This is a genomic window from Methanomethylovorans hollandica DSM 15978 (assembly GCF_000328665.1).
Taxonomy (GTDB): Archaea; Halobacteriota; Methanosarcinia; order Methanosarcinales; family Methanosarcinaceae; genus Methanomethylovorans; species Methanomethylovorans hollandica.
In genome coordinates, this window is record NC_019977.1 from 1919185 (window position 1) to 1942839 (window position 23655).

Here is a 23655-nt window from a genome sequence, read left to right on the forward strand (position 1 = left end):
CTTCAATGTATAAATTATATGGAAAATGGGACCTTGCAGAAGTAGAGGTAACAGATCTAGGAATAAAGAGATATGCTAATCTCGATCCTGTGATATTGCCACATTCAAGCGGCAGACACGCACGCCAGCAATTCAACAAATCTAATTTGCTTATAGTTGAACGTCTTGTAAACAGTATGATGAGAGGAAAGAAAAACACCGGCAAGAAACAAATTGCTATGCGTACTGTTGAAGATGCTCTGGAAATAATCAATACAAAAACAAAAAAGAACCCCGTCCAGGTACTTATAGAGGCTATTGCCAACGCTGGTCCCAGGGAAGAAGTTGTCAGACTTAAATACGGAGGCATCTCTGTCCCTAAAGCTGTGGACACTGCACCTCAGAGGCGTGTTGACAGCGCTCTTAGATACATTTCAATGGGAGCAAGCCAGGCAGCATTCAAATCAAAGAAGTCTCTGGCAGAATGCCTTGCATCTGAACTGATAGCTGCAGCAAATCGTGATGCGAAGTGTTTCTCCATTAACAGGAAGGATGCTAAGGAAAGAGTTGCAAAGGCAGCACGTTAAGCTGTTCATTGCTCACAATAATAGAATTACAGGGTAGTATTATGGGAAGAAGAAAGAAAATGGTGGAGCGCGTCACTGCGTTGATGGGCACGCCTGAAACGATACGCAACATAGGCATAGTTGCGCACATTGATCACGGTAAAACCACATTATCCGATAACCTGCTGGGCGGAGCCGGAATGATATCCAAGGAGCTGGCAGGTAAGCAGCTCTTCATGGACTCTGACGAGGAAGAACAGGCAAGGGGAATTACCATCGATGCATCCAATGTTTCAATGGTGCACGAATATGAAGGAAAGGAATACCTGATCAACCTTATAGACACACCTGGCCACGTGGACTTTGGTGGAGACGTTACACGTGCCATGCGTGCAGTAGATGGAGCTGTAGTCGTAATTGATGCGGTAGAGGGTACAATGCCACAGACAGAGACTGTTCTGCGGCAGGCCCTAAGAGAGCATGTTAAACCTGTGCTGTTCATAAATAAAGTAGATCGCCTTATAAATGAACTGCAGGTAGATTCTCAGGAAATGCAGGTAAGACTCGGGAAGCTTATAGACCATGTTAACAAGCTCATCAAAGGAATGAACGAAGAGAGATATAAGGCAGGCTGGAAAGTAGATGCTGCTGCCGGTACTGTAGCTTTCGGTTCAGCACTTTATAACTGGGCAATAAGTGTACCAATGATGAAAAAGACTGGTATCAGTTTCAATGATGTATACGACTACTGTAAGAAAGAGGATATGAAGGCACTTGCTGACAAATGTCCTTTGCATGAGGTCGTAAACGACATGGTGGTCAGGTTCCTGCCAAATCCTCTGCAGGCGCAGAAGGGAAGAGTGGCAGCTATCTGGCACGGGGATAAAGAATTACCTATTGCGAAAGCTATGATGAGTGCTGATGCCTCTGCAGACCTTACATTCATGGTCACTGACATATCCATGGACCCACACGCAGGAGAAGTAGCCACTGGAAGACTTTTCAGTGGAAGTCTGACACGTGGAATGGAAGTATACGTATCCGGTGCTGCCAAGAAGAACAGGATACAGCAGGTAGGAATTTTTATGGGCCCCGAGAGGCTTGAAGTCGAAAAGATCCCTGCTGGTAACATAGCTGCTGTAACTGGCCTTAAAGATGCCATCGTAGGTTCCACAGTAACCACTCTGGAAAACATGACACCTTTTGAAAGCATAAAACATGGCAGTGAACCTGTGGTGACAGTTGCAGTCGAAGCAAAGCACATGAAAGATCTCCCCAAGCTTGTTGAAGTCCTTAGACAGGTAGCAAAGGAAGATCCAACACTCAGGATCACCCTTGATGAAGAAACCGGGGAGCACCTGATGGCTGGTATGGGCGAACTTCATCTTGAGGTTATCGCACACAGAATAGAGCGTGACAAAGGAGTGGAGATCACCACAACACCACCGCTGGTTGTATATCGTGAAACAATTCGTGGAAATGCGGGCCCTGTTGAAGGAAAATCACCAAACAGACACAACCGGTTCTATGTAGAGATTGAACCCATTGAGCCAGAAGTGGTCGAACTTATCCGTAACGGCGACATTTCAATGAATATGCCGGAACTGGAACGCCGTGAGAAACTTATGGCAGCTGGAATGAGCAAGGATCAGGCAAAAGGTATCGCAGACATATACGAATCTAATATCTATATAGATATGACAAAGGGTATCCAGTACCTTAATGAAACTATGGAGCTTATCCTTGAAGGATTCCAGGAAGTCATGAAAGCGGGACCATTATCAAGGGAACCCTGTATGGGCATCAAGGTCAAATTAGTGGACGCAAAGTTGCACGAAGATGCTGTACACAGAGGACCTGCTCAGGTAATTCCTGCTTCAAGGCAGGCCATACAGGCAGCCATGCTTATGGCTGGAGATACACTCCTTGAGCCATATCAGAAAGTTTTCATCCAGGTACCACAGGACCAGATGGGTGGAGCAACAAAGGAAATCCAGGGTCGTCGTGGAATTATAATGGATATGCATACTGAAGGCGACACTACAGTTATTGAATCAAGGGCTCCTGTAGCTGCATTATTTGGTTTCGCTGGTGATATCAGGTCAGCGACCGAAGGACGTGCAATGTGGAGCACTGAATTCGCTGGCTTTGAGACACTGCCTACAAACCTGTTGGGCGAGGTAGTAGGAGCCATCAGACAAAGAAAAGGCCTGAAGAAGGACATACCACAGGCATCTGATTACCTTTCCATGTAAGCTGAGGTACAAGGCTTATGCCTGTACCTCCAGCTTTTCCTCGGAAAGGTTTAAACGTAGAAAAAACTATTAGGACAAATCATAATTAACCAATATCAAATAGGAGACGATTTAAATGGCTGAGAAACCACACATGAACTTAGCAGTCATCGGTCACATTGATCACGGCAAATCTACACTTGTCGGAAGATTGATGTTCGAAACCGGGGCAGTGCCTGCACACATGATCGAGAAATACAAGCAGGAAGCAAGAGAAAAAGGAAAGGAATCATTCGCCTTTGCATGGGTTATGGACTCTCTGAAGGAAGAGAGAGAAAGAGGTATCACCATCGATATCGCCCACAGAAGGTTCGACACTGACAAATATTATTTCACAGTCGTGGACTGTCCAGGCCACCGTGACTTCGTAAAGAACATGATCACAGGTGCCTCCCAGGCAGATGCAGCAATCCTTGTAGTCGCCGCACCGGACGGAGTCATGGCACAGACAAGGGAACACATATTTCTGTCCAGAACCCTTGGTATCAACCAGCTGATCATTGCCGTCAACAAAATGGACGCAGCAAAGTACAGCGAGGAAAGATACAATGAAGTAAAGGAACAGGTTTCACAGTTACTCGGCATGGTCGGTTTCAAGGCATCTGAGATCCCATTCATTCCAACCTCTGCTTTTGAAGGAGACAATATTAAGACATCTCCAAGTCCAAATACACCATGGTACAAAGGACCAGGAATTCTTGAAGCCCTTAATGCCCTCAAGCTGCCAGAAAAGCCGGATAAACTTCCACTAAGGATCCCTGTACAGGATGCATACACCATCTCCGGTATCGGAACTGTGCCAGTAGGCAGAGTAGAGACCGGCATAATGAAGAAAGGTGACAAAGTAGTATTCATGCCAACTGGAGCAGGTGGAGAAGTAAAGTCCATCGAAATGCACCATGAGGAAATTGAACAGGCAACCCCGGGCGACAACATCGGCTGGAGCGTAAGAGGTGTAGGAAAGGCGGACGTGCGCAGAGGAGATGTATGTGGACACAGTGCTAACCCACCAAGCGTGGCCGATGAGTTTACCGCACAGATCGTGGTACTCCAGCATCCATCTGCGATCACAGTAGGATATACACCTGTATTCCACTGCCACACCACACAGACCGCATGTACTCTTATGTCAATAGACAAGAAGCTTGACCCCAAATCCGGACAGGTCAAGGAAGAGAACCCCACCTTCATTAAGGCTGGAGATGCGGCAATTGTAACTGTTAAGCCAACAAAGCCAATGTGTATCGAGCCTGTAAAATCAATTCCACAGCTTGGAAGGTTCGCCATTCGTGATATGGGAATGACCATTGCTGCCGGCATGTGCATGAGTGTCAAACAGAAATAAGGACACTCTCCTTTGATCTTAGAGGAGAATAATATGGCACAGAAGGCAAGAATTAGATTATCAGGGATTAGTCCGGTAAATCTGGATGGAGTTTGCGATCAGGTAAAAGCGATCGCTGAAAGGACCGGAGTCAGCATTTCCGGACCAGTACCACTACCAACCAAGAAACTGGTAGTCCCTACGAGGAAGAGCCCAAGCGGAGAAGGAACCGCATCATGGGATCACTGGGAAATGAGAGTACATAAAAGGTTGATAGATATCGCAGCCGATGAAAGGGCATTGAGGCAACTCATGCGTATTCAGGTTCCGAAGGACATTAACATAGAGATAGTACTCCAAAACTGAAAACAAAAAGTTACAGATCATATCTGTAACCCTCTTTTTTCTTTCTTTTATTTCAGCAGGAACCTATTTACAGAGAATCTGCAGAAAGAAATAACATTTTTAATCAGCCAGATAACAAAGTAGTTAATATGTAATCGGGATTAGATTTAATTTTAAAAAACTCTATTATTCGAAGCAGAAAAAATCCTGAAAAACTGGATTGCAAATAGATTAAAATAATAAAAAGTAGTTGAAAGCAATCATTTGCTAGAATTAGAGAGATAAATCATCAAATTATGCAAGCACAGGAAAAAATAGATATCTATTATAATAAAAACAGGATACTTTCATTCCGAAAAGATATGACTTCTGTAAATATGAGTAAATCTCTTTACGAACTTTTTGTCTTGTCATGCCTTTATTAAATTCATTCTGATCTGGATCCAATATCCTGCAAATACCTGTGTGAGAAAGAGGAAAAAATGTCATTTGAAAACCTAAAGATTAAAAAAACGCTTCAAAGAGCGCTTGAAAGCGAAGGATATATCACTCCTACACCCATACAGGCACAAGCAATTCCACATTTATTGGAAAACAGGGATCTGATAGGTATTGCCCAGACAGGTACAGGCAAGACTGCTGCATTTGTATTACCTATACTTCAAAAACTGTCAGAGACAAACAAACCTTCCAAATCCCGAGCGCCACGAGTACTTGTACTTGCACCTACGAGAGAGCTTGCTGCACAGATAGGAGACAGCTTTTCCACTTATGGGCAGTTCATAAGGTTCCGGTACACAGTTGTATTCGGTGGTGTAGGACAAGGACCCCAGGTGAAGGCTTTAGCACACGGTGTTGATGTTCTTATCGCTACTCCAGGAAGACTGCTTGATCTCCTGGACCAGGGACACGTAAAATTGAACGAAGTGGAGTTCTTTGTGCTTGATGAAGCTGACAGGATGTTGGATATGGGTTTCATAAAAGATGTGTACAGAATAGTACCCTTACTTCCTGTAAAAAGACAATCTCTTTTCTTCTCTGCTACAATGTCTCCACAGATTGCAGAACTTGCCAGAAAACTTCTAACAAGCCCGGTACATGTGGAAGTATCCCCTCAGGCAACAACAGTAGAAAAAATAGACCAATTCGTCTTTTTCGTGGACCAGGAGAACAAAGACAACCTGTTGCTTGGCCTCCTGCAGCACAATCATTTAAGATCTGTTTTAGTTTTTACCCGCACAAAACATCGTGCAAATAAAGTGGCTTTGATGCTTAACAAGAATAAAATCGAAGCCGATGCCATCCATGGTAATAAATCACAAAACCAGCGTACTAAAGCCATGGACGATTTCAAGTCAGGGAATGTAAGAGTACTGGTGGCAACAGATATTGCTGCGCGGGGAATCGATATTGAGGATATATCTCATGTCATAAACTACGATCTTCCTAACGAACCAGAGAATTATGTACATCGCATCGGACGCACGGCAAGAGCAGGATCGGATGGTACAGCATACTCATTCTGTGCAGCAGACGAACGTGATTATCTGCGCAGCATCGAAAAACTCACACGGCAGGAAATAGAGGTTGCAGAACATCACTATCATTCGGAAACAGCAAGGAACGCTACTGGAGACGCAGCCAAACCAGCTCCAAGAACACAGCGTGGATCCGGACAGAAAACCAGACCACAAAAACAGAACAGACAACACCCAGTATCAAGGAAACCGCGTCCTGCAAGAGGAAGCTAACCATCTGAAAATAACATCAACAGCACATTTATCAGTGATGAATACCTTACCGGTATTCACTCTTTGGACCTGTAGTGTAGCGGATATCACTTAAGCCTCCGGAGCTTAGAACCCGGGTTCGAGTCCCGGCAGGTCCGCTAAAATAAATTGTTTTTATTATTTTTAACGTCCTCAAAAAATAGTGAAAACTTGATTGACTACACCGACCTTATAAGACGGAAACCAAGCGAGCAGTGGCCATAGCCCTGTTATTAAACTATATATATACATATATATATACATGCGTGTGTGTGTTGCGTGCACATACATAACTTTTAAGAAAGCATTTACTTTTACCTGCATCAGTAAGAAATATAAATATTCAAAATAGTTGATAAATGGGATATCCAAATGAAAGATTACTTGAGGAAAAAAAATAAAATAAAAGGCAGAAACAAAAAAGCTGTTGTGAAGGACATCCAATTGCGCAGCATTGCAATTGGAATAGGTATTGTCCTGATCCTCACAGGGATCGTAGGGATATTATACAACATTCAGAATTCTGAAGATTGGTCTGTCTCCGACGAAGGCATATTGTCCTATGACCTTCCGGAGAGAACAGATTATTCAATCACTGATGTTAACACATCAGAAGATGGTGATGTACTAAAATATTTGACATTTAAAAGCGAGGATGAAATCATCGGGGGACTTATGCGTTTTCCTTCATACGGTGATAAAGTCCCTGGCATAGTAGTGCTCCCGGGGGCAGGAGTAACTAAGGAAGGACAGCAGAGACTTGCATCCGACCTTGCAGATATGGGATATGCCACGATCACTATAGACCAGCGCAACATAGGAGTTGTGGACCCTGTAAAAGACCTCGCACTGTTCAATGAAGGAAAAGAAAGCTCAGAATACCGCATGGTGTATGATGCACTCATGGCTGCAGAAGTATTAAGAGATCAGAAGGAAGTGGATCCTGAAAAGATAGCTATGCTCGGAATAAGTAATGGTGGGAGGTTTGCCATAATTGCAGCAGCCCTTGATCCTAAAATTAAAGGAGTTGTAGGTATCAGCACATCCGGGTATGGAACAGGCTCAATTGATAAAAACAATGTCGATGAAAACACGTTCACTTTTTACAGGTCCATAGATCCTGATAGCTACATAGCAACAATATCCCCCCGCAAAGTGATTATGTTTCATGCATCCGATGATACTGTAGTTCCCTACAGTATGGCCCAAGATACCTTTGAACTGGCCAGAGAACCAAAATCAATGTATACGATCAATGGCAGCAGTCACGGATACGATATGTCTTCAAAAGAAGATTTAGAAAAGGAATTCTCAATAATCCTTGGTTAATAAAAATAAACTATTATATGCAACCTGAAAAGAAAAAGGGGAAACTCATGAAGCTTGAAACACAGGCTGTACCCAGTACCGAGAAACTAACCTGTATTATGTTCGATATGGACAATACACTTTTTGATTTTGTGGAAGCAAAGATACGAGCCTGCCAGGAAATAGTGCAACACATTGGATGTGGAGATGCCCTGGAACTTTTCCAGTACTTCAGAAGACCGGGCCATGGCTTTGAAGACTGGAACAATATCCTGGATTACATTGCAGATAAAGGTGTATTTTCACGATCTGTGTATGATGAATGTTGCCAGATATATGAAACTGAGAAATTAAAAGCTGTAGACCCATATCCTAACGCTGTTCATACTATAAGGGAACTTAAGGAGATGGGGCTTAAAATTGCGATCCTTACCGATGCATATAGCAATAATGCAAAAAAGAGGCTGGAGAAAACAGGATTTACCCAATGGCTGGATGCCCTCTTCTGCGCAGACATTACAGGTTCAAGCAAACCTTCACATCAGACCTTTCTTTTTGCCTTGAATGCACTCGGCCTGCAACCATATGAAACTCTGTTTGTTGGTGACAGCCTGCACAGGGATATCGCACCTTCAAAGGCTTTAGGAATGCTCACTGCCTATGCAGCTTACGGAGACCGGAACGGCGACATGAACAAAAGATCTGAAGCTATATCTCCTGACTTTATATTGAACGATATAAGCGAAGTTCTGAACCTATTTGGACCTGGAAAAAGGGCATAACTATGCAGTACGATGTCATTGTTGTGGGAGGTGGGCCAGTTGGTTCAACTGCAGCGCGCTATGCAGCCCAGGAAGGAGCAAAGGTGTTGCTCATCGAAGAGAACGCAGTTATAGGTTCTCCCGTGGGATGTACCGGCCTGCTCAGCACACGTGCAGTAAAAGAATGTGATGCAGAGCCTTCGGAAGAGTTTGTCCTTAATTCCGTCAGAGGAGCTTGTGTCCATCCGCCTTCTGAAATCCCATTACCCATAGATGGAGGCAGGACCAAAGCGTACGTAGTTTCACGAAAAATGTTTGACAGAAAACTTTTCAGGATGGCGATAGATACCGGAGTTGACGTAATGCTCAGGACACGTGCAGTAGGAATGCAGCGCAGCAACGATGTGCAAACCCTCAGCGTGCTTGAAAGAGGAAAACAAGAAAATATCCAGGCAAAGGTCATCATAGCTGCAGATGGGGTACGCAGTAATATGGCAAAGATGGCGGGTCTTGGCAATGTACAGAGGATCATGCCCGGCATACAGATAGAAGCTCCATACCGTTCTGATGATCCTGATTTTGTGGAACTTTTCGTTGGTTCCAGAGCGCCTGGTCTTTTTGCCTGGACCGTACCTGTGGATGAACATATTTCCAGAATAGGACTGGCAACTGATACCATCGATGGTCCTGAAACTTATGAATACCTGCAGTGGCTGCTTCAACATAATCCTCACATTAGGTCGAGATACGGAGGCGGGCAAACAGATATGGTATTCGGGGGTATACCTATTGGACCCTTACGCAGGACCTATGCTGATGGAATAATGATCGCTGGTGATGCTGCAGGCCAGGTTAAACCCACTTCTGGAGGTGGCATATACACAGGTGCCGTATGTGCAAAAATTGCTGCAAAGGTAGCAGTATCCCTGGGTGACGATGCATCTGCGGGTAGTTTACAGCAATACGAGAAAAAATGGAAAGCTTCCATAGGCAAAGAACTCAGTATGGGAATGAGGATCCATGATTTCATAAAGGGACTCAGCGATAACGAGCTTGATGAACTGCTGGGTGCCATGAACACGCCATTGATCCTGGATACGATCACAGAATACGGGGATATGGATCACCCTTCAGTACTCATCAGAAAAATGCTTGACCCAAGAAGGTCAGCTCACATGCTGAAGCTGTTCACAGCCTTTGCAAAGGCTGTGTTGTAAGGTCGCAGGACATTTAATAATATAACAACAAATAACATGAGTATGAATAATATAAAAATCATGATACGTTTACTCCTTTTACGCTTTTTAGATTGAGCAGCTTTTCTACTACTTCTCCAGAGATCTTACTGTCAGTGATGATTGTAAGGCGTGGCTCACTCGTAAAATAAGGATCATCAGAAACAGCCTGCCTTATACTGATCCCATGATCTGAGATCACACCTGCGACATCTGCGATTATGCCCGAATGTGCTGCATCATCTGGAATTATGATTATTACCCCAAGACCAAGAGAAGGAGCTACATCCCGTAGAAGTGGCATTGAATGAACTTTCTCAAATATATTTTTCAAAAGAGGATCTTCAAGTATAGCCTCTGTAGTAGAGTCCACCACACGCCTGTCCACCCCTACCTCCCGGGCAAGCTGGGTATGGGGGATCTCTATCTTACCGGATGTAACCTTTCCATCTTGATTGACCTGAAAACCCCTCTCAAAAAGAAGCCTTATGACTTTCTGCTGTGCTGGGTGTTTTTCGAATTTTTGCATTATGGAGCTCCACATGGTCTATAGATTGGCTTTTAAATTATAAATCCTTAAGGTAGATAAACAAAGAAAACCTTTTAATCTGAACACACATGTAGAATAGCAGTATTTTGTACACACCTGCCAGGATGATCTGGTGATCTATAGGATCATTTAGGATTATGCCTTTAAAAGCAGGCTGTGAACTTTTTATTTTGCCAGAATAGAGTTATGTTGACGCTGTTGGAGGAAATATATGAAGACATACCGGGACTATGATGACCTGCCTAAGATAGAACTTCCCTATGGGAAGGAGGTGTCGATCAGTGACAGTACTTTGAGGGACGGAGCCCAGATGCCGGGCATTGTTATGAGAAGCAAGCACAAAGTGCAGATATACGAATATCTGCATATGATCGGCATTGAAAAACTGGAAACCTTTGTCTATAATGAAAGGGATAGAAAGGCTATCAAGCTTATGCAGGACAAAGGGTATGAATTCCCGGAAATAACAGGATGGGCCCGTGCAAATCCTGCGGATATCGACATGGTCCTTAATGTTGACGGAATAGAAGAAACAGGCATACTCATGTCCGTGTCGGACCCCCATATCTACGATAAGATGAAACTTCCTACCAGGGAAGCAGCTCAGGAAAAGTATCTCAATGCTTTACAATATGCAGTAGACCACGGATTGCGGACACGCGCTCATATAGAAGATATGACCCGTGCCGATAATTATGATTTCGTTTTCCCCCTGGTAGAAAAGATACTTGAAATCGATCCAGACTGCACTATCCGGATCTGTGACACCATAGGATATGGCATCCCTTTTATGAATGTGGATGAACCCTACGGAATACCCACTATTGTCAAATACCTGAAAAATGAACTCGGTGCAAAGAACATAGAAACTCACTGCCATGATGACTTCGGGCTTGCAGTTGCAAACTCTCTGGCAGGCTACTGGCACGGTGCCAACTGGTCTAATGTGACGTATCTGGGCATTGGCGAGAGAGCAGGTAATGCAGAAATGGAGAAACTTTTGGTATTCCTCAAAAGGCGCATCAAGGGTTTTGAGAAATATGACCTGAGCTGTCTTGTGGAATTTGCTAAATTTATGGAGAAGGAGATCGGCATACGGATACCCAGGAATAAATCCGTGGTGGGACAGAATGTATTTGCTCACGAGTCGGGCATCCATACGGCAGGCGTCATCAAGAATCCCTTCACATATGAACCATATCCGCCCGAGATAGTTGGGGGCCAAAGGAACTTCCTCATAGGGGATTCTTCGGGAATTGAGGTGCTTAAGTTCAAAGTACAGGAAACACTAAAAGAAATGATGGATGTTCACATAGAGGTAGATAAGAACGATAAGCGTCTAAGGAATATACAGGCAGACATTCAGAGACTCTTCAATGAAGATGAGAGAGTTTCCTGCATTTCCGATGAGGAGATCCGCGCCTATGTCAAAAAATACTTTATGTTCAACCCCATAGTGGACCAGGAGCTGCATCGCAGAGAGGATGACGAAAGTCCGGATAACACAATCTGAAGCAAACAACAAGAAATTAAACCACGCATGTATGGCGAAGTGGACTGAATTGTAAAAAACAAGTGGTGCTAACTGTAAAAAGCAGTTATGTCCACCACTAATATTCTTTTTTGAAATCTTAACTAAAATGGGTTAAATGAGATTGTATAAAAAAGCGAAGCTGTTACTTCAGCTCCTCTGCAGTATATTTTGCGATCGTATTTGTCATTTCACTAAGCTTTGCATTGCCTCCCAGGTCATAGGTAACATACTTACCTTCAGATATGACACGCTCAGTAGCCCTGAATATAGCGTCTGACTGTGCGGATTCACCCAGATATCCGAGCATCCAGGCACCTGCAAGCACTGTTGCTACAGGATTCACTTTATCCAATCCAGCATATTTGGGTGCAGAACCGTGAGCTGGCTCGAACATGGCGAAATTATCGCCTATATTGGCAGAATATATCAGGCCGATGCTTCCCACAAGAGCAGAACATTCCTCACTGAGCACATCCATGAACAGGTTCGTGGAAAGTAATACTTTGTTGTTGAATATCTGCGGGTTCTTAATCAGCTGCTGTGCGATATTGTCGATGTGGTATTCCCACACTTCAATACCCGGATATTTCTGAGCTGTCTTGTTGACTTCTTCCAGGAACAGGCCACATGTGCGCCTGAGAATATTACTCTTGTGGATAGCCACAACGGTATCATAATTTCTTCTTTTGGCCTCCTCAAAAGCATATCTTGCAACCTTGCCGCTTGCTGTGCGAGTGATCTTCCTAATGGCTATGGCCACATCATCGGTGAGACGTATCTCCTCGCCCACATACAGCCCTTCCGTACCTTCACGGACACACACAAAATCAACATCACCAAGAGGTCTGCTGGTGTTCGGGAAGGTCTTGATGGGGCGCACGTTGGCATAAAGATCATATTTCTGCCTGATAGAAACAGCCACGCTTCTAGGGGCTCCCACTATACCAGGGGTTGTTGTAGGACCCTTGTAACATGCATTAGAATCGTCAAGTATATCCCAGGTCTCATCAGGGACAAGAGAATTTCCACCATGCTGCTCCCACCATGTGGCACCGGCATCACAGGTTATGAACTCCACATCAGTTCCGGCAGCTTCCATTACCTTGAACATCGCATCCACAAGTTCGGGACCTACACCATCTCCTTTAATTACTGCTGCAGTCTTGCTCACTATTAATCACCGACCATTCTAAAGGCATAAGTCACTTTTAAGCCTTCGCCATAAAACACGAAACTTTAATCCTCCTGTAACATATATATTCCAGTATGATTGGCAATTTCCCCATAACAGACGAACACATGCATATAGATCCCAGAGGTAAAGGGCTTGAAGCTGTCAAGGAGTTCCAGCAGGCAGGAGGAACACATATATTCCTTGTGATGAAGCCATCATGGACACTAGGTGTCAAAGTCACCAAGCCTGAAGACCAGATAGCTGTTTTTGAAGAGACCATAGAAATATCCAGGAAGATAAATGAAACCGGTGTAAAGTCTTTCCCAGTGCTTGGAGTGCATCCTGCCGAGATCACACATCTTCTCGAGTACATGGACCTGCAAACTGCAATGAAAACGATGAAAGGAGGACTGGACATAGCTGCCGGATATGTAGAAAAAGGGTTTGCGGTGGGCTTGAAAAGCGGGAGGCCACACTATCCAGTCATACCGGAAGTATGGAATGCTTCCAATGAAATAATGGAACACGCTTTCACCCTGGCAAAAGACCTGGATTGTGCCGTGCAGCTGCATACGGAAAGCGTCGGAGAGCCTGAACTGGAGGACATTGCCGCCCGGGCCAGGAAAACTGGAATCAGCCTTCACAAAGTGGTTAAGCATTATGCTCCCCCCCTGGTGAATGTCTGTGAACAGCTTGGCATATTTCCGGGAGTACTGGCAGGCAAGGGAGCCATAGAAGAGGCATTGGCACAGGGCACCAGGTTCATGATGGAAACGGATTACATAGACGACCCGCAAAGGCCTGGGGCTGTGCTTGGGCCTAGGACCATACCTAAAAGGACATTAAAACTTGCCGAAGAGTACGGAGAGGAGCCCTTCTGGAAGATCCACAAGCAAAACCCCGAGCTTGTATATGATGTAGATATCGAGCTTTGATAATTGTTACAGTCACTCTGCAAGCAGAATGTAGATATCCATCACATTTGTGCCCGTCTCACCGATCTTATGCAGGTCATCAATACCGTCAAAGAAAGTGTATGAGTCATGTGAAGCCAACATAGTTCTCGCATCCATACCTTGCATTGATGCTTTTTCCACACTGTTTCCATCAGCAAATGCACCGGCTGCATCAGTGGGACCATCGATACCATCCGTACCGGCTGCAAGGAACAACACACCTTCGTGATCTTCCGTCTCTATTGCGAAGGATAAGGCCATTTCCTGACATCTGCCTCCCTTACCCCCATTCTTTAAGGTTACAGTGGTTTCCCCTCCTGCTACAATACAGGCAGGTCTTGGCATCGGTCTTGCATGCAACAGCTCACTCCTTGCTAAGGCAGCAAACACTTTTGCTATCTCTTTGGACTCACCTGAGATATAAGAGCTCAAAAGCAGCGTATTATACCCCATCTCGGAAGCCTTCTTTGCAGCAGCCTCCAGAGCGATACAATTGGTACCTACCAACTTGATATAACATAGGTCGAACACAGGATCCCCTGCTTTGAGGGTTTCTTCAATTAATCCGTTCAGTCCGTCCTCGAGTAAACGGCTGATGGAAGGAAGAAGTGTGATGTGGTATCTTTCTACAATATCATTGAAATCTTCGAATGTCGATGAATCGGGCACTGTAGGGCCAGAAGCAACTACATCAAGAGGATCGCCCACTACATCTGAAAGCACGAGGCTGATAGATTGTGCAGGAAAAGCCATTCTTGCAAGGCCTCCGCCCTTTACCATGGACAGGTGTTTTCTTACAGTATTGATCTCTTTTATCGTTGCCCCAGAGGTAAGCATAGTTTCATGGAGCTTAACAAACTCCTTGAAAGATACATCCTTGCGCGGAAGGGCTAAAAGAGAAGAACCGCCACCAGAGATGAGGAAAATAACGAGATCATCTTTTTCAGTCCTGGATAAGATTTCCTTTACCATCTGCCCTGCTTTGAGGCTGTTCTCATCCGGAAGAGGATGTGCTGCCTCATATACCTCGATACGTTCGAGTTTACTCCCAAGCCCGTATTTAGTGATCAACATACCTTTAAGAGGTAGATCATGAAGAATTTCTTCAAGAGCTTTTGACATGGGCACTGAGGCTTTTCCAAAAGCTATTACATATATGTTTTGGAAGTTGTCCAGATCATATGAACGGGTCCCCACCCGTAATGTGTTCTTATCTCTTGCCAATGCCCTTTTGACAGCAACAGAAGGCTCCACAGCCTCTATAGCACTTTTAAGGATTTCAGCTGCATCTTTTTTTAGACCATTGCGCATAACTATTCACTCAAGAAATTGTATACTTGTTCATTATCTACCAGCTTTTTATATGATTTCCTCTAGTCCGACCTTAAACCTGCACTTATGCACAATAAATATGTATTAACATGAACAACTGCAAGCTATAAGCCATAATATCACTACTACAGGAAACTGTGGCAGAACAACACTTGCTCCATCTACTTAAATCTTCTCAATTTATCCAGCTATATAGTTTTCAAAGAGCAGGAATAAACCGGATATAAGATACCTAAAGATCACAAAGCCTGCACACAGAGCTTTCACATACCTCATTGCTGAACTTCCATTTCAGACCCCATGCCTTAATATCCCTTATTATTGATATAAAATCTTCTCCGCTGGTGGTAAGAGAATACTCACAGCGAACCGGAAGTACGGAATCATCGATGACCTTTTGTATCAACCCCTCTTCTTCCAGTTCTTTTAACCTGGCAGAAAGGGTCTTTGGGGTGATGTCCTTCAACTTGCGCTTAAGTTCGTTGAAACCTTTTTCACCTTTTTCACCTTTATGAAGTTCAAATAAGATGTAGAGAGACCATTTTTTGCCAATGATATCCACTGTTTTATAAACGGTACAATCCTTCATAGTATCCATATAGAAACTATAAAGTATATAAACCAATATCCTATTTATACTAAATATCATAAAGATACTAAACAGAATGGGAAAAGCCGATCAACCTACCTACTTATTTCAAAGAGTGATACATCATGCAGTTTCTAAACAAAACCCCTTCGGGGGAAGTACTTACAACATCCGGGCTGGTAAACTACCAGGAAGAAGCAGTCGTCAGCCGCACTCTCTCACAAACAAAAAATGGTACTGTAACTGTTTTTGCTTTCGACGAAGGACAGGGATTGAGTGAGCATACTGCCCCCTTTGACGCACTTGTATTCCTGCTGGAAGGAGAAGCCCAGGTAAACATACAGGAAAAAGAACACATGATCAAAGCAGGGGAAATGATCATAATGCCCGCAAACCAGCCACACAGCCTGATGGCTTTAAAAAAGTTCAAAATGCTGTTGGTTATGTTGCGCTCTTGAGGTACAGCATGACAGATGATCAGTCCAAAAGAATCGCAGTAATAAGATGTGACATCGTTTCAGAAGCTTGTCCTGGTGTCGGTTGTTTCATGGCATTTAATAATAGAAAGGAATATTTCAAGGAATACGGAAGTAACACTGAAATGGTGGCTTTCTTCACCTGCGGAGGATGTTCCGGACGCAGAATACATCGTCTTTTAAAGTCCCTTGGAAAGTTTAAAGTCGATGTAGTGCACCTCAGCTCATGTATGCAGATGGATAACTATCCAAAGTGTCCTCATATAGAGGAAATAAAACGGACAGTAAGGAATGCAGGCATGGAACTGGTGGAAGGTACGCATCATTAAGGAGCAATGAGTATCCATGGTAATAAGGACTATAGTGAAAATAGATGAAGAGAAATGTAACGGCTGTGGAAAATGTATATCACCCTGTGCGGAAGGTGCAATACAGCTTATAAACGGCAAAGCAAGAGTGGTAGCAGAGGAACTCTGTGATGGCATGGGCTTTTGTATAGGCGTATGCCCACAAGGAGCTATCTCTGTGGAACAAAGGCAGACCATTGAATTCAACAGAGAAAAAGCAGAATCACAACCTCGCAGTACGGATATATCCATAAAATGTTTTAAATGCGAAAAAGGAGAGAATGAAAGATACCTCATACCCATGCGTTATCAGATGGAAAGTATCTGGGTATGTACACGCTGCCTGCCATCATTGATCCATGGATGATAACATGCTTAAGATGAAGATCCTTAAACCCGTAGACAGCCTTTGTGATTATACATTCAATTTCTGCTGGAACGACAGCAAACTGCAGCCCGAGGATGTGATACCGTTCCAGGAAGGGACATCCATCACATATAGGGATCTTGTGGCTGCACTGAAAGCAGGTAAAGACTTGTATATAGATGGAAATGTAGGTAAAAGGCTCGCTTACAGTATGGGTACTGATCTAAAACATCTTGGGGGCACGGGAAAGATAGAAACGGCAGGAAACATATTCATTGAAGGCGATGTAGAGCCTGAAGCCGGAATGGGGATGGTATCCGGCAGCCTCTATGTTAGAGGCGACATCGCAGAACCCTGGGGAAACATATTGGAAGTAACTTCCGATGTCACAGGCTACAGGAAATTCCGTTCCATAACCGATATACTCTCTAATGGTCCTGGCCAGGATACACTAAAGAAAAATTCACTGACTGAAAATACCCTGATATTGAATGATGGCATCCTGAGAGGAACCATAGGGGCAAGATGTAACTGGGAGGGAACCATCATCGTAGAAGGAAATGTCTATAACGGTACTGGCGTGCTGATGCAAAAGGGGACTGTAATTGTCAAAGGAGATGCAGGAATGAACACAGGTTCGCATCTTGATGGCGGGACCGTTGTTGTTCATGGCAGTGTTGGCGAATTCTCAGGTGCCTATATGAAAGATGGTAGACTGGCCTTTATAAATGCAAAGGGTTATGTGGGTGCAGGCATGACAAGAGGAGCCGTATATTCAAAGAAAAAAGCCAGTACAAGTCCTCCGGCAGCCAAGGCAAAGCTTGAAAAAGATGACATAGAATTTATCCGCAAGATCATGGAAACCGGCCGTGTTGAATCCATGCTCTACAACAAATACGAAGCTGAAAAAGAAAAAGAAAAGTTTGTAAAAGTGCATATGAGAGACGGATCCATAGTTATGAGGAAGATCTGACCACGTATCATGCTTTAGGGAAGGTTGCCCAGAAAACACTTCCTTTACTTTTGGGATTTTCAGTTACATCCACCTGCCCGCCATGAAGTTCCACTATTTTTTTGGCTATTGCAAGACCCAGACCTGATCCTTTTATTGCACCTTTCTCTACCCTCCCGAAAAGTTCGAAGATGGCTTCCTTGAGCAAGTTATTGTAGTTATGCACATATGTGCTATAAAATGCCAAAAGAACTACTATAACAAAAAGGTGAACTATCCACAACCAATATAGGTGCATGGTCCGCAAAAGAGAGATGTGAGCAGGTGCTTCAGCAGGTCCTAAAGAAGACATAGTTAAAATCGGGTCGTAACCTTGCATCTGATCACATATCTCGTTTCCTGCAACTAAATGCAGAAAAGCCAGTGAAAATATCAAAAAAACGAATACCATCCGAAGTATACTTCTTTTTTTCAATATTTGCCCTCTGGAATGAGGAGGGAATAATATATACAACTGAGATATATACTTTCGTTGAAATGAAATTGCTGCCGGTCAAATGATAGTAACAAAAACATAAATAACTATTAAGAACAAAGAGAAACAGAAAAAGAATAACCTATGGAGCAGGAGGTTATAAACTATGGAAAAAGCTACTTTTGCAGCAGGTTGTTTTTGGGGAGTAGAGGCAAACTTCAGAAAGGTAAACGGAGTAACAGCAACGGCTGTCGGCTACACTGGTGGCCATGTTCAAGATCCGACATATAAAGACGTATGTACCGGAAAGACCGGCCACGCTGAAGCAGTTGACATTCTTTTTGATCCTGAAGTAGTAAGTTATGCACAGTTACTTGAAGTGTTCTGGAAGATCCACGATCCAACCACACTAAACCGTCAGGGACCGGATGTTGGCACCCAATACAGATCAGCTATCTTTTACCACAACGAAGAACAAAGATCCATAGCCATTGGATCAAAGGAAGCAGCACAAAAAACAGGCAAGTTCAAAATGCCTATAGCCACTGAAATTGTGCCTGCATCAACATTCTACAGGGCAGAGGAATATCATCAGCAATACTTTGAGAAGGGAGGCATAGGGGGATGTATGATCCACTAGGATCATTCCAGCTGGATAAATTTAAGCAGGTTCGTACCTCCCTTTTTCCCATGACCGACAGTTTGTCCCTGAGTCATGATCACCAGTTTCCCGGGAGCATAAATACCATATTGCTTGAGCTTTTCAAAAGCCGTATCTTCCCAATCAGTTACCTTCCCTTCTACGAATATGGGATGAACCCCGTACTGGAAGGCCAGTCTGTTGCAAGTATTAGGATACCTGCTGAAACCTATTATCCATGTATCTGGCCTGAAACGGGAGATGCGTCTGCAGGTTTCCCCCGATGCAGTGGGAATAAGTACATATTTAATAGGTAATTGTTGTAAAGCCTCGTTTATCTGCAGGGCGATGATATCATCGATCTGTAACTGCATTTTGCTCATGGCCTTCTTCATGAGATAGATACCCGTTTTGGATGTGCTGCGCCACTTTTCTGTCTGCCTCGCTATCTTGGTCATTATTTCCACAGTGTTCAAAGGATATTTGCCTACGGCAGTCTCAGCTGACAACATCACAGCATCTGTTCCGTCTATAATAGCATTGGCAACATCCGTTGCCTCAGCGCGGGTCGGACGTATGTTAGAGGTCATGGATTCCAGCATCTGCGTAGCAGTTATCACTGGGATGCTGAGAAGGTTTGCCTTGTGAATGATCTTCTTCTGAACTACAGGAACATCCTCTATAGGGATCTCTACACCCAAATCACCTCTGGCAATCATAATTGCATCTGCTTCAAGGAGAATACCATTGATGTTCTCGACAGCCTTCTCCCTTTCAATCTTTGCTACCAGAAAAACCTGCTTGTCTTTGGAGGCAGCATATTCCCTCACCTTTCTTATATCGTCCGCAGATTCTATGAACGATATACTGAAACAGTCAAGCCCTTCATCCAGGGCAAAATCGATCATTTGCAGATCTTTTTCAGTTACAGGTTCCAGGAATACGTTAGAACCCGGGAGATTAACACCTTTATGGGATGTCAGCTCTCCGCCCACAATAACTTTACATTTCACATTATTTCCGGATACTTCAAAACATTCCAGTTGCAGGAAACCATCATTTATATAGATCAGGCTACCCGGGGAAATGCTTTCCGTGAGTTTTGGATAGTCAATCGGTATGAAAGATTCGTCATAAGCTTCTTTCGATGTCGTGAGCACAACTGTTTCCCCCTGCTGGAGAAGAAGGGGTTCCTTTGCAAGTTTCCCAACCCTTATCTTAGGACCTGGCAGGTCCACAAGGATGGCAACTATTTTATCCATTTCACTGGTAATTTTCCGTATCCTGTGAATGATTTCCCTGTGATGGCAAAGCTCACCATGTGAAAAATTCAGGCGAGCTACATTCATACCTCTAAGTATGAGAGCTCTGAGAACTTCTTCCGAAGAAGAAGATGGTCCTATAGTACATACTATCTTAGTCTTATGATCAGCAAGCATCATGGATACACACCAATTATTTGTTAACCATTGTCATTGATGCTTTTTATCATTACCGCATACTGTTTCTAATGCGGTACTTCTGTTCAGCGTATATTTTTAACAGTACTTGAATTCATTTAAATACTGCTGCCATGTAATATCAGTACTGTAGATATTCATCACATCACACGGGGTAAAAATATGGTAAAAGCAGTATACGAACTGAACGAATTACAGAAAAAAGAGCTTGCCTCCATTTTTGGGGAAGGGGTCAATTTCAAAAGAAAAGAGAGGCACTTTTACACACATGATGTTGGATCTTTGCCGCCTGTGGTAAAGACATTCCTGGGAAATACACAACCTGCGGCCATAGTCAAGATCAGGGACGAGGAACAGGCTGTAAAACTCATGGAATTTGCCCTCAAATATGAAATAGCTATTGTGCCGCGTGCAGGTGCATCCTCAGGCTACGGCGGTGTAATACCCACTAATGGAGGCATCATTGCAGATGTCACTCCCATGCGCAAGATCATAAGCATCGATAAAGAGAACATGAAGGTAACAGTGGGTGCAGGCATAGTATGGGAAAAACTGGAATCCAAGCTGAATAAGCAGGGACTTGCAGCACAAGCTGTACCTTCCAGCGCAATGTCGGCCACAGTGGGAGGATGGCTTGCGCAGAACGGCCTGGGATACGGCAGCTATGAGTATGGCTGGTCACAGGATACCATGGAAAGCGCCAGGGTAGTGCTTCCCAATGGGGAAATAAAAGACTTCCAAGGCGACGAGCTGCAGAAGATCGTGGGCACCATGGGTACCATAGGCATCATCACACAGGTCACTCTAAAAGTAAGAGAATTTGAGAAGACAGCAGCTATATCTGCAAAGTTCCCGGATGCAGCTAGCATGCAGAAAGCTATCACACTTATCAGAGAGCGTAATGTACCTCTGTGGTCGGTATCGTTCATCAACCCAGAATGGGCACAGATGAAGAACAGGGCACCTCCAAAAACACATTACGGAGAACCGGTGGAAGAACACAGGCCAGAACTGCCTAATGCCTACATCTGTAACTTCGCCTATCCTGGATCCAGGGACGTTAATGCTCTCAAAGATATAATTATGGAGGCAGGTGGAGAAATATTGCCTGATGAGATAGCTAAGCATGAGACAGAAGAATGGTTCAGGTCCATGAAGGTCAAAAGACTGGGTCCGTCGTTCATTCCCGCAGAAGTGATAGTGCCTGTGTCCAGCATTGGAAAGGTTTTTGACGAAATCAATAAAAAGATAGGTATTACAGTGCTTGTGGAAGGTATGGTTGCCAAGGGGGACGAGGCTGTACTGCTGTGTTTCATGCCGCACTCAGAACTTTCCTTTAAGTTCAACATGGCATTTCCACTCGCTATCAGTATAGTGAAGATCGCAGAAGCAAACGGAGGACGCATCTACACATCTGGGCTGTACTTTGCAAAAAATGCTGACAAAGTTTTTGGAGATAAACTGACCAAGATCCAGGAACTTAAAAAGCAGGTTGATCCAAAGGACATAATGAACCCTGAAACACTAACCGGAAAATCCCTGATGAAAACAGGGCTTTCCATGGCAAAGAGCTTTGAGCCCCTGGCCCGTTTCGTAGGCAACCGGTCAGGAGTCGGTACACATGAGTTCACTGACCAGAAAGGCATACCTGGCGAGGTGTTATCACATGCCTACACCTGTGCCCAGTGTGGTTATTGTGTGCCAGAGTGTGACCAGTATTACGGAAGGGGCTGGGAATCTCAGTCCCCTAGAGGAAAGTGGTTCTTCCTGAAAGAATATATCGCAGGCAGGGTGGAGCTGGATCAGGAGCAGGTGGATACCTTCCTGGCCTGTACCACTTGTGAGATGTGTGACCATAATTGCCAGCTTGACCTGCCTATAGAGCGTTCCTGGATGACACTCAGGGAGAACTTTGTCCAGAAGAAGAAGATGATGACCATCCCGCCATTTGAGATCATGGCACAGAGCCTTGAAAAGGAAAGGAATATCTGGGCCAATTACAGAAAAGATAGGGATGGCTGGCTGCCCAACGATATCCGTGCCAAGATAAAGGATAAGGCAGAGGTAGCCTATTTTGCAGGATGTACGGCATCCTTTGTGGAAAAAGATGTAGCTATGGGTGCTGTACGCCTTCTTGACGAAGCGGGTATAGAGTTCACATACCTGGGAGACAAGGAAGCATGCTGCGGCATACCTATGCTCGTGGCGGGGAAATGGGACGTCTTCGAGAAGATCATGAAGATGAACACAGCGAACATGCAGAAAAAGGGAGTGAAGACCGTTGTCACTTCGTGTCCTGCCTGTCTGCTGATGTGGAAAACCCTCTACCCTCAGTGGGCTGAGAAGCTGGGTATGCGATATGACATTGAAGCAAAACATTATTCAGAAGTGCTGGTGGACAAGCTGGATGTGCTAAAGCCGAAGTTCAAGGTCCCGCTGAACAAGGTTGTCGCGTGGCACGATTCATGTCACATAGGCAGGGCTGGCTCGGGTGTGTATGAACCACCCCGTGAACTGCTCAAGGCTATACCCGGTGTGCAGTTCAGGGAAATGGAGCATAACAGAGAGAAAGCACTCTGCTGTGGTTCTGTGGTAACACTTATAGATGAACCTAAAGTGGCCAGTAAGATAGGAAACGTGCGTCTGCAGGAGGCTATTGCCCAGGATGCAGACATCATGGCAGCTCTCTGCCCATGCTGCATGGTGCAGTTCAGAATAGCTGCAAGGGATAACAATGTGAACCTGGAGATCCAGGACCTCGGTGCACTTGCAGCCCGCAGCCTGGGATATGATATTCCTGATACCACGAATGCTGCCCTTACTGCCTGGGCAACATTCGACAAGATGATAGACCTCATGTTGCCTGAGAACATGACCGAGATGATGGTCGAACTGCTGCCTGATATGATAGAAGCGATGCCTTCATACATGCAGGCAATGATGAAGACAGTCAAATATGTACCAGGCATGGATGCGCTCATGAAGCCCATGATGCCGATGATGATGCCTTTGCTCATGCCATCCCTTATGCCGAAGGTCATGCCAAAAATGCTGAAGGCAGTGGAAAAAAGGGTGCCAATGCCGGATTACATGCTGGAGCAGATGCCTGACCTCATGCCTGCTGCAATGGCAAACCTGATGCCGAACATGCTTCCGCAGATTGCACCGCTGCTGACACCAAAGATGATAGAGTACATCAAGACGCACTGAGAAATGTAATTT

At 44.4% G+C, this 23655-nt stretch carries 22 protein-coding genes and 1 tRNA gene; 17 read left to right on the top strand and 6 right to left on the bottom strand.

Going from position 1 to position 23655, the window contains the following annotated elements:
- The first annotated feature begins 5 nt into the window (after positions 1-5).
- The 9 genes from METHO_RS09225 (at position 6) to METHO_RS09265 (ending at position 9563) form a co-directional block, all read left to right on the top strand.
- Entirely contained in the window at positions 6-566 is a 561-nt protein-coding gene (locus METHO_RS09225; protein ID WP_015325266.1) for a 30S ribosomal protein S7, read from the top strand.
- 41 nt (positions 567-607) lie between these two features.
- On the top strand, positions 608-2800 hold the full coding sequence (locus METHO_RS09230) for an elongation factor EF-2 (protein ID WP_015325267.1): 2193 nt from the start codon (positions 608-610) through the stop codon (positions 2798-2800).
- A gap of 115 nt (positions 2801-2915) precedes the next feature.
- Positions 2916-4184, top strand: a complete 1269-nt coding sequence (gene tuf, locus METHO_RS09235) for a translation elongation factor EF-1 subunit alpha (RefSeq protein ID WP_015325268.1) — start codon at positions 2916-2918, stop codon at positions 4182-4184.
- Between the two features lie 33 nt (positions 4185-4217).
- A complete protein-coding gene (gene rpsJ / locus METHO_RS09240; RefSeq protein ID WP_015325269.1) occupies positions 4218-4529 on the top strand; it encodes a 30S ribosomal protein S10 in 312 nt (103 codons plus the stop codon).
- Between the two features lie 461 nt (positions 4530-4990).
- Positions 4991-6259 carry a DEAD/DEAH box helicase gene (locus METHO_RS09245; protein WP_015325270.1) on the top strand — a complete coding sequence of 423 codons (1269 nt, stop codon included), beginning with the start codon at positions 4991-4993 and terminating at the stop codon, positions 6257-6259.
- 65 nt (positions 6260-6324) lie between these two features.
- Positions 6325-6396, top strand: a tRNA-Arg gene (locus METHO_RS09250).
- Between the two features lie 253 nt (positions 6397-6649).
- Positions 6650-7606 carry an alpha/beta hydrolase gene (locus METHO_RS09255; protein ID WP_015325271.1) on the top strand — a complete coding sequence of 319 codons (957 nt, stop codon included), beginning with the start codon at positions 6650-6652 and terminating at the stop codon, positions 7604-7606.
- 47 nt (positions 7607-7653) lie between these two features.
- Positions 7654-8367, top strand: coding sequence for an HAD family hydrolase (locus METHO_RS09260; RefSeq protein ID WP_245546273.1), 714 nt, complete (start codon positions 7654-7656; stop codon positions 8365-8367).
- A gap of 2 nt (positions 8368-8369) precedes the next feature.
- Entirely contained in the window at positions 8370-9563 is a 1194-nt protein-coding gene (locus METHO_RS09265; RefSeq protein WP_015325273.1) for an NAD(P)/FAD-dependent oxidoreductase, read from the top strand.
- A gap of 58 nt (positions 9564-9621) precedes the next feature.
- On the opposite strand, the gene METHO_RS09270 is transcribed toward METHO_RS09265, so the two are convergent.
- Positions 9622-10110 carry a regulator of amino acid metabolism, contains ACT domain gene (locus tag METHO_RS09270; protein WP_015325275.1) on the bottom strand — a complete coding sequence of 163 codons (489 nt, stop codon included), beginning with the start codon at positions 10108-10110 and terminating at the stop codon, positions 9622-9624.
- Positions 10111-10342: 232 nt separating this feature from the next.
- On the opposite strand from METHO_RS09270, the gene METHO_RS09275 reads away from it, so the two are divergent.
- Complete coding sequence (locus METHO_RS09275; RefSeq protein WP_015325276.1) at positions 10343-11644, top strand: homocitrate synthase/isopropylmalate synthase family protein; 1302 nt, start codon at positions 10343-10345, stop codon at positions 11642-11644.
- A gap of 163 nt (positions 11645-11807) precedes the next feature.
- On the opposite strand, the gene METHO_RS09280 is transcribed toward METHO_RS09275, so the two are convergent.
- Positions 11808-12836, bottom strand: coding sequence for an isocitrate/isopropylmalate dehydrogenase family protein (locus tag METHO_RS09280; RefSeq protein ID WP_015325277.1), 1029 nt, complete (start codon positions 12834-12836; stop codon positions 11808-11810).
- A 95-nt stretch (positions 12837-12931) separates the two neighbouring features.
- Here METHO_RS09280 and METHO_RS09285 point away from each other — a divergent pair, with 95 nt between their 5' ends.
- Positions 12932-13774 carry a TatD family hydrolase gene (locus tag METHO_RS09285; protein WP_015325278.1) on the top strand — a complete coding sequence of 281 codons (843 nt, stop codon included), beginning with the start codon at positions 12932-12934 and terminating at the stop codon, positions 13772-13774.
- A gap of 12 nt (positions 13775-13786) precedes the next feature.
- On the opposite strand, the gene METHO_RS09290 is transcribed toward METHO_RS09285, so the two are convergent.
- Positions 13787-15106: a glycerate kinase type-2 family protein gene (locus tag METHO_RS09290; RefSeq protein WP_015325279.1), complete on the bottom strand. Its 1320-nt coding sequence runs from the start codon at positions 15104-15106 to the stop codon at positions 13787-13789.
- A 253-nt stretch (positions 15107-15359) separates the two neighbouring features.
- Positions 15360-15716, bottom strand: coding sequence for a winged helix-turn-helix transcriptional regulator (locus tag METHO_RS09295; protein WP_048831137.1), 357 nt, complete (start codon positions 15714-15716; stop codon positions 15360-15362).
- 125 nt (positions 15717-15841) lie between these two features.
- Between METHO_RS09295 and METHO_RS09300 the strand changes: the two genes are divergently transcribed.
- Genes METHO_RS09300 through METHO_RS09315 form a run of 4 tightly spaced genes read left to right on the top strand, consistent with a single transcriptional unit; the run spans position 15842 to position 17879 of the window.
- A complete protein-coding gene (locus METHO_RS09300; protein WP_015325281.1) occupies positions 15842-16174 on the top strand; it encodes a cupin domain-containing protein in 333 nt (110 codons plus the stop codon).
- A gap of 8 nt (positions 16175-16182) precedes the next feature.
- A complete protein-coding gene (locus METHO_RS09305; RefSeq protein ID WP_015325282.1) occupies positions 16183-16521 on the top strand; it encodes a CGGC domain-containing protein in 339 nt (112 codons plus the stop codon).
- A gap of 16 nt (positions 16522-16537) precedes the next feature.
- Positions 16538-16906 carry an ATP-binding protein gene (locus tag METHO_RS09310; protein ID WP_015325283.1) on the top strand — a complete coding sequence of 123 codons (369 nt, stop codon included), beginning with the start codon at positions 16538-16540 and terminating at the stop codon, positions 16904-16906.
- Positions 16899-17879: a GltB/FmdC/FwdC-like GXGXG domain-containing protein gene (locus METHO_RS09315; protein WP_245546274.1), complete on the top strand. Its 981-nt coding sequence runs from the start codon at positions 16899-16901 to the stop codon at positions 17877-17879. Before METHO_RS09310 ends, METHO_RS09315 begins: the two co-directional genes overlap by 8 nt.
- 7 nt (positions 17880-17886) lie before the next feature.
- On the opposite strand, the gene METHO_RS09320 is transcribed toward METHO_RS09315, so the two are convergent.
- Positions 17887-18333, bottom strand: coding sequence for a sensor histidine kinase (locus tag METHO_RS09320; protein WP_245546275.1), 447 nt, complete (start codon positions 18331-18333; stop codon positions 17887-17889).
- A gap of 166 nt (positions 18334-18499) precedes the next feature.
- Between METHO_RS09320 and msrA the strand changes: the two genes are divergently transcribed.
- On the top strand, positions 18500-18973 hold the full coding sequence (gene msrA / locus METHO_RS09325) for a peptide-methionine (S)-S-oxide reductase MsrA (RefSeq protein WP_015325285.1): 474 nt from the start codon (positions 18500-18502) through the stop codon (positions 18971-18973).
- 2 nt (positions 18974-18975) lie between these two features.
- On the opposite strand, the gene pyk is transcribed toward msrA, so the two are convergent.
- Entirely contained in the window at positions 18976-20415 is a 1440-nt protein-coding gene (gene pyk, locus METHO_RS09330) for a pyruvate kinase (RefSeq protein ID WP_015325286.1), read from the bottom strand.
- Between the two features lie 180 nt (positions 20416-20595).
- Between pyk and METHO_RS09335 the strand changes: the two genes are divergently transcribed.
- On the top strand, positions 20596-23643 hold the full coding sequence (locus tag METHO_RS09335; protein ID WP_015325287.1) for an FAD-binding and (Fe-S)-binding domain-containing protein: 3048 nt from the start codon (positions 20596-20598) through the stop codon (positions 23641-23643).
- The last annotated feature ends 12 nt before the right edge of the window (positions 23644-23655 follow it).